This is a genomic window from Streptomyces africanus (genome assembly GCF_002150735.1).
GTDB classification, from domain to species: Bacteria; Actinomycetota; Actinomycetes; order Streptomycetales; family Streptomycetaceae; genus Streptomyces; species Streptomyces africanus.
Window position 1 is genome coordinate 1 of the sequence record NZ_MUKA01000626.1, and the last position, 7,480, is coordinate 7,480.

Genomic DNA, 7,480 nt, shown 5'->3' on the forward strand with positions numbered 1-7,480 from the left:
GGGCCCCGCCCCCGCCCGCCGCCGCCGGGGGGACCGCCAGCCGTGACACACACCGCCGAGCCCGTCACCGAGTCCGAGACCGGGCCCGTCGACGCCGAATCCGTGCCGGTCGAGGCTGCATCCGCCTCGGTCGAGGCCGAATCCGCGTCGGCGACGGTAAATCCCATGCCCGCCGACACCGCGCCCGCGCCGGTCTCGGCCGAAGCCGCCTCAGCCGACGCCGATCCCGCGCGCATCCAAGCCCAAGCGGTGCCGGCCGACACCGAATCCACCTCGGCCACGGCGCATCCCATGCCCGCCGATGCCGCGCCCGCGCCGGTCTCGGCCGAAGCCCTGCCGCTTGACGCCGATCCCGTACATACAGGCGCCGAACCCCTGTGGGCCCGGCTCCAGTTGGTCGAGGAACGGGTGCGCCACGCCGTGGCCGTCCGCCGTGCCGCCGACCCCGATCCCGACGATCCGTACCGCGGCCAATACCTCACCCCGGACGCGGTCGCCCGCATCCTGGACGAGCCGGGCGGCCTCGGCGTACCCCTGCACGGGCCGTGGGAGCCGCCCGCCGGGTCCGTCCTCCACAGCCTCGCCCGTAGTTTCGGGCTGTCCCCGCTGGACCTGGACCTCCTCCTGGTCGCGGTGGCACCCGACCTCGACGCACGGTTCGAGCCGCTCTACGGCTATCTCAACGACGACCTGACCCGTCGTCGGCCGACCGTCGGGCTCGCCCTGGAACTGTGCGGGCTGGCCGGGGCGTCCTCCGCCCGGTTCCGGCTCGCTCCGGGCGCGCCGCTGATCGCAGGCGGTCTGCTGGAGGTCACCGAACCGGAACGGCCGCCCCTGTCACGGGTGTTGGCGGTTCCGGACCGGGTCACCGGGCATCTGCTGGGCAGCGATCGGCCCGAGGCCCGGCTCGCGGGGGTGCTCGGGGAGGCCCGCGAGGACCCGACCGCCGAGCCGGCGGAGATCCGGCGGACGGCGGCCGCGGCCGGTACCGGTGTCGGCCTCGTCCATCTGCGCAGCCGTGGCGGCGACGCGGCGGGGCTGGCCACCGCCGCGCTGCGCGCGGCCGGCCTGCGCCCGCTCGTCCTGGACGCCGTGGCCCTTGCCCGACGCCCCGCCGACGTACCGGAACTCGCCCGGATCGCCGCCCTCGAAGCCCGTCTCACCGGCGCCGGAGTCGTCCTCGGCCCCCTGGAGGCGCTCCCCGGGGAACCCGCCGAACGGGCTCGCACGCTCGGGGCGTTGTGCGCGGCGCTGCGGGGCACCCCCCTGATCACGCACGGCAACGTCGGCTGGGCCCCGGAGTGGGCGGCCGACACCCCTGTCGCCCTGACCGTGCCGGCACCCTCGCCCGAACGGCAGGCCGCCCGCTGGCGGTACGCCCTCGACGAGGCCGCGGGAGACGGCTCCGTGGCCGGTGACGTCGAGGCGCTCGCCGAAGCGGTCGCCGCGCACCGGCTGGACTCCGGGCAGTTGCGCCGCGCCGCCGACGTGGCGGTGCGCACGGCCGCCCTCGAGGGCCGCCCCGTCCGCGCCGACGATGTGCGTACCGCCGTACGGGCCCAGAACGGTGCGGGCCTCGACCGGCTCGCCCGCCGGGTGGAGCCGGGCGTCGGTTGGGACGATCTGGTGCTGCCCCCGGCCACCCACCGGCGGCTGCGCGAACTCGCGATCCGCGCCCGCCACCGCGAGCAGGTGCTCGGGCAGTGGAGGATGCGGCCCGGCGGCGGCCGGGGGCGCGGTGTGATCGCGCTGTTCGCCGGCGAGTCCGGCACCGGCAAGACCATGTCCGCCGAGGTCGTCGCCGCCGACCTGGGCATGGACCTGTATGTGGTGGACCTGTCCACAGTTGTGGACAAGTACATCGGGGAGACCGAGAAGAACCTGGAGCGGATCTTCACCGAGGCCTCCGCGGTCAACGCGGTACTGCTCTTCGACGAGGCCGACGCGATCTTCGGCAAGCGTTCGGAGGTGAAGGACGCCCACGACCGGCACGCCAACATCGAGTCGGCCTATCTGCTCCAGCGCATGGAGTCGTTCGACGGGATCGCGGTGCTCACCACCAACCTGCGGGCCAACCTCGACGAGGCGTTCACCCGCCGCCTCGACGTGGTCGCCGACTTCCCGGTGCCCGACTCCAGCCAGCGCCTCGCCCTGTGGGAGCGCTGCCTGGGCGACCGTCTGCCCCGCGCCGCCGACCTGGACCTCGCCTTCTGCGCCGACCGCTTCGAACTCGCCGGCGGCTCCATCCGCGCCTGCGCGGTGACCGCGGCCTACCTCGCGGCCGAGTCCCGCAGCCCGCTCACCATGCGGCAGCTGGTGACGGCGGTCGCGCAGGAGTACCGCAAGCTCGGGCGGCTGATCCTGGAGAGCGAGTTCGGCCCGTACGTGGCCGAGGCGGCCGGGGCCTGACGGATCAGGAGTCCGAGTCCGTGTCCATCCTGTCCTCGTAGTCGCCGTCCGAGCTGCTGCCCTGCGAGCCGAACTGGATGGTGGCGAAGGGCTGCCCGGGCGACGACGGCTGCGAGCCGTCGGACATGGCGACATCGGAGTCGCTGGACGCACTGCTGGACTCGGTGTCGCTGTCCGGTGCGGGAGCCGGGGCGTCGCCCAGCGTGTAGGTCGCGGTGTCCCCGGTGCCGTTCCTGGTCACCCAGCCCGCGTCGACGTACGACTGGATGAGCTTGTCCCGGCGGTCCTTGGGGAAGTCCGAGCGGCTCATGCCCTTCATGTGGGCGTCGGCAGTGCTGGCACCGGGCTGTCTGCCCTGGGCGAGATCGCTCTCGTAGTCCTGGTAGGCGAGGAAGCCCGACCTGTCCCGGGCCAGTGCGTGCAGGGCGAACTCCTGCATCTCGTCTTCGGTCAGGTTCGTGCCGCTGGTCAGCGCGTCCTTCGTCTCCGTGTAGTACTGCGCGAGGTCGCTCGGGTCCCGGCCCGCTCGGATCAGGTCGTTCACGTCCGGTTCGTTCTGCCACGAGTCGTAGGTGACGTTGTCGAGGAAGATGTCGATCTCCACCGGGATCATCACATGGCGGTGATTGCCCGTGTTGTCCGCGTACTTCACCTCGAAGCGCAGGGTGCCCGTGCTGACCCCGACCAACGCCTGCTCGATCTTGCGCCACATGCCGGTGCCCTGGTTCAGGGACCACTGGGGGACGATGTTCTGGCTGACGTCGCTGCCGCCCACCTCCAGCCCCATGACGTGGCCGCGGTCGTAGCCCGCCCCGCCGAACAGGTCCTTCCAGACCTGCGGCTCGGTGGGCGCCGCCGTTCCCTTGCGCTTCTGGGCCTTGTAGGCGGCGTGCAGGGACTTGACCGCGATGGGGTTCGGCGCCTGCCCCCGCCCCTTCGTGACCGTCGGGACGATGGGGCCGGTCACCTCCTTGGGGCGCTTGACCGTCAGGTCGTAGGCGGGCTCGGCGTTCTCCCTGGTGGGGCTGTAGTGCGTGACGACCGCATTCTCCAGCGTGGTCGTGCTGGCCCGCTGCACCGTGCCCATGCCCGTGTCCGCCCCGGCCGACAGCGGCGTCCCGTCCGTTTCCGCCGCCAGGCGCTGCACGCCCGGCACCGGCCCCGACATGACCTTGCGCGCGTTGGCCTCGGCGGCTCGCTCGAAGCGGTCGCCCGGGTCCGACACCGCGAACCCGTGGCCGGTGGCGGTGCCCGAGACCGGGCCGCCCCGCTGCTGGACGACATGCGTCAACTCGTGGGCGAGGGTGTGCTTGTCGCCGCCCCCGGCGCCGATCACCACATGGCTGCCGGAGGTGTACGCGCGGGCGCCGATCGCGTGCGCCGAGCGAGCGGCCGTCGCCCCCGTGTGCAGGCGTACGTCGGAGAAGTCGGTGTCGAAACGGGACTCCATCTCCTTGCGTACCGGCGCCGCGAGAGGTTTGCCGGCCGAGCGCAGGACGTCCTGGACCCCGGTGTCGGCGGGCTCGTCCTGGGCGGGTGCGGGGCGTGCGCGGCGGGCGACCATCGCGGTCACCGCGGCGTTGCCCGCGCCACGCTGTGCCGCGCGGAGCACGTCGGCGGTGAGCGGCGGCGGCACGGCGGTGCTGCCGGAGGGGGTCTCCCGACGGCCGACGGCCGGGCGGTGTGCGGCTCGCTGCGTCTCGTTCTGCTCGGAACGCACCCCGGGCTTCCGCACGTCATTGCCTCCTCATCGGCGCACCCCTGCTGCGGCCCCCAGTGCACCGCCAGGCCGAACGGGATGTCCAGGACCGTGCGGGCACGGCGAGGGCAGGTCCGGGCGGCGGCCGGACAGTCGCTCTGGGCGGTAAAGGCAGTGATCTTGCCCTTGGCCAGGTACCCGCGTCCCTGTCGTCCCGGCGGACCTCCCGCGCAGACTCGGCCTGGACACAGGTGACCCGCAGGACGCGAAGGAGCAAGCATGCCGACGTACCTCACCCCGGGTGTGTACGTGGAGGAGGTGCAGTCCGGTGCCCGACCGATCGAAGGAGTCGGCACCGCCGTCGCCGCGTTCGTCGGGTTCGCCGAGAACGGCCCGTTCCACACGCCGACGCTGGTCACCAGCTGGGACCAGTACACCCAGACCTTCGGCGGCTTCACCGAGGGCACCTATCTGCCCCTCGCCGTCCACGGCTACTTCTCCAACGGCGGCGGCGCCGCGTACATCGTGCGCATCGGCGGCCCGGCCGAGGACGCCTCCGCTCCGTCGCCGGTGGGCGGCTCACGCGCCGCGAACGCGGCCGCTGAGCCGGTGGCCCTCGGCGGCTTCCTCCTCGCCGCCAAGCCCGGTGTCACCGGGGTGTCGGTCGAAGTCGCCGACGTCGACGGCGAGAACCCGCCGGAGGACCGCTTCAAGGTCCTGGTCCGCCAGGGCGACCAGGTCGTGGAGACGTACGAGGCCTCCACCCGCAAGAACGTCAAGGGCTACCTGGTCAACCAGGTCCGCGCCTCCAAGCTGATCCAGGTCACCGAGCAGCAGGGCGCCACCCAGAGCAGGCCCGCCGCCCAGGTCCTGGCCGTCCCCGACGCCCCGACCGCGCCCACCGCGAACGGCACCGGCGAGGTCGCCCGCCTCGACCCGGCGGAGTACGTCGGCGACGCCGGCGCCCGCACCGGGTTCGGCGGTCTGGAGACCATCGACGAGATCACCATGGTCGCGGTGCCGGACCTGATGAGCGCCTACCAGCGCGGCGACATCGACGCCGAGGGCGTGCGCACCGTGCAGCTCGCGGTGATCTCACACTGCGAGCAGATGGGTGACCGCGTCGCCGTCCTGGACACCCCGCCCGGCCTGAGTGCCCAGCAGGTGCGCACCTGGCGCAACGACGAGGCGGGCTACGACTCCCGCTACGCCACCTTGTACTACCCGTGGGTGAGGGTCTTCGACCCGGCCTCCGGCCGCAACACCACCGTCCCGCCGAGCGGTCACGTCGCCGGCGTGTGGGCGCGCAGCGACGCCGAGCGCGGTGTGCACAAGGCGCCCGCCAACGAGGTGATCCGCGGCGCGGTGGACCTGGAGCTCCGCCTCAGCAAGGGCGAGCAGGATCTGCTCAACCCGATCGGCGTGAACTGCGTACGGGCCTTCCCCGGCCGCGGCATCCGCATCTGGGGCGCCCGCACCCTCTCCTCCGACCCGGCCTGGCGTTACCTGAACGTGCGCCGTCTGTTCAACTACCTCGAAGAGTCCATCCTGCTGGGCACCCAGTGGGTGGTCTTCGAGCCGAACGACGACCGGCTGTGGTCCAGCATCCGGCGCAACGTCACCGCGTTCCTCACCGAGGAATGGCGCCGCGGCGCGCTGTTCGGCCGTACCGCCGAAGAGGCGTTCTACGTGAAGTGCGACCGCGACAACAACCCGCAGGAGTCCATCGACCAGGGCCGGGTGGTCTGCGAGATCGGCGTCTCGCCGGTCAAGCCCGCCGAGTTCGTGATCTTCCGGCTGGCCCAGTTCTCCGACAGCACCAGCCTCATCGACGAGTGACCCCGGGCCCGCAGGAACAACGGCTCACCAAGGAAAGGTGACAGACAGTCATGGCAGAGGGCGATGCTCTTTCCACCCACGTCTTCGGCGTGCAGCTCGGCGGCTACCGGGTCGAGTCGATCCAGGAGATCAGCGGGCTGACCGTCGAGGAGGATGTCGTCGAGGTCAAGCAGGTCAGCGACACGGGCAAGCAGATCATCCGCAAGCAGCCCGGCGCCCGGCAGGCCGGCGAGGTGACGATCACCCGGGGACTCGACAAGAGCAGCGAGTTCACCAAGTGGATCAAGGAGACCCTGAACAAGGGCGCCGTGGAGTCCGCGCGCCAGAACCTCACCATCGAGATCATGGACTCCGAGATGAACACGGTCCGCCGTATCCAGCTGATGCAGGGCTGGGTGTCCAAGTGGGAGGGCCCGTCCCTGAAGGCGGGCGAGTCGTCTCCGGCCACCGAGTCCGTGACGATCGTGTTCGAGGAGATCACCGTCGAATGAGGCGCCGTACGGTCACGGCCGGCAATCTGGACGAGATCCTCGCGATGACGGCGCCCGCCCCCGCGCCGGAGCAGGCGGCGGCACCCGCCGCCGCCCCGCCGCCCCGGGAGGACAACCACGGGCTGCGCACCGAGTTCGAGTTCGAGCTGCCGCGCGGCTACGTGGACGAGGCGGGCACGGTGCACCGGCACGGCGCGATGCGCCTGGCCACCGCCCGTGACGAGCTGCGTCCGCAGATCGATCTCAGGGTCAAGGAGAACCCGGCGTATCTGAGCGTGGTGCTGCTGAGCCAGGTGATCACCCGGATCGGCAGCATCACCGACGTGCACGCCGGGATCGTGGAGCGGATGTACGCCACCGACGTCGCGTTCCTGCAGGACTTCTACCGGCGGGTCAACAGCGAGGGCCACACCCGAGCCGCGGTGACCTGCCCGCACTGTGAGGGCGGCTTCGAGGTCGACCTCTCGGGTGGGCGCCTGGGGGAATCGTGACGTACGCCCTTCCCCGGCTCCGGGAGGAGATCGCGTACATCGCCTACCACTTCCACTGGCAGCGCGAGGAGATCCTCGACCTGACCCACGACGAGCGCCGGCAGTGGGTGGCCGAGATCGCCCGTATCAACACCCGCATGAACGAAGGCGGTTGAGGACATGGCATGGCGGGACAGGCTGCGTCGCCGGGCTGCCGCGCCGGCTGCCGCGGGCGATCCGTCCGAAGCGGGCGGTCCGTCCGGCCCGGGCCCGGGGCCGGGGTCCGCCGTGCCCGGCGACTGGGACGGGGGCTGGCGCCGCACCGCCGTGCCGGAACTCACCGTGTCCCGCGCCCCGCTGGGCGTCAGCGACGGCCTCGCCTTCCGGGCGGGCCTGGCGGCCTGGCAGAACCCGTCGTTCGACAGCGGGCTCGGACACGCGCTTCTGCCGATGGCTCCGGCCGGTCTGGTGCGGGGTGTCACCCGCCCGGCGACTCCGCAGGCCGCGCATACCGCCGGGGGGCCGCTGCTGCTGAGGGCCCTGCGGCCGGAGGGGGCGGACGACTCGGAAGG

General features: G+C 72.4%; 6 protein-coding genes and 1 pseudogene. 6 read left to right on the forward strand and 1 reads right to left on the reverse strand.

Going from position 1 to position 7,480, the window contains the following annotated elements; all coding sequences use genetic code 11:
* The first annotated feature begins 291 nt into the window (after nucleotides 1–291).
* Nucleotides 292–2,409 (forward strand): ATP-binding protein, encoded by a 2,118-nt coding sequence (locus CCL05_RS42835; RefSeq protein WP_086565878.1) that lies wholly within the window; start codon nucleotides 292–294, stop codon nucleotides 2,407–2,409.
* 4 nt (nucleotides 2,410–2,413) lie between these two features.
* Here the strand turns inward: CCL05_RS42835 and CCL05_RS42840 are convergent, their stop codons facing one another.
* Nucleotides 2,414–4,144, reverse strand: a complete 1,731-nt coding sequence (locus CCL05_RS42840; RefSeq protein ID WP_244204618.1) for an eCIS core domain-containing protein — start codon at nucleotides 4,142–4,144, stop codon at nucleotides 2,414–2,416.
* 243 nt (nucleotides 4,145–4,387) lie between these two features.
* Between CCL05_RS42840 and CCL05_RS42845 the strand changes: the two genes are divergently transcribed.
* The 5 genes and pseudogenes from CCL05_RS42845 to CCL05_RS42860 all read left to right on the forward strand — a co-directional run.
* Nucleotides 4,388–5,947 carry a phage tail sheath family protein gene (locus CCL05_RS42845; RefSeq protein WP_086565875.1) on the forward strand — a complete coding sequence of 520 codons (1,560 nt, stop codon included), beginning with the start codon at nucleotides 4,388–4,390 and terminating at the stop codon, nucleotides 5,945–5,947.
* Between the two features lie 50 nt (nucleotides 5,948–5,997).
* Nucleotides 5,998–6,438, forward strand: coding sequence for a phage tail protein (locus tag CCL05_RS42850; protein WP_086565876.1), 441 nt, complete (start codon nucleotides 5,998–6,000; stop codon nucleotides 6,436–6,438).
* A complete protein-coding gene (locus tag CCL05_RS42855) occupies nucleotides 6,435–6,929 on the forward strand; it encodes a zinc-ribbon domain-containing protein (RefSeq protein WP_086565877.1) in 495 nt (164 codons plus the stop codon). The genes CCL05_RS42850 and CCL05_RS42855 overlap by 4 nt, the downstream gene beginning before the upstream one ends.
* Nucleotides 6,926–7,084 (forward strand): DUF6760 family protein, encoded by a 159-nt coding sequence (locus CCL05_RS45490; protein WP_167409730.1) that lies wholly within the window; start codon nucleotides 6,926–6,928, stop codon nucleotides 7,082–7,084. Before CCL05_RS42855 ends, CCL05_RS45490 begins: the two co-directional genes overlap by 4 nt.
* 4 nt (nucleotides 7,085–7,088) lie before the next feature.
* A pseudogene (locus CCL05_RS42860) lies at nucleotides 7,089–7,480 on the forward strand (hypothetical protein); the annotation flags it as partial.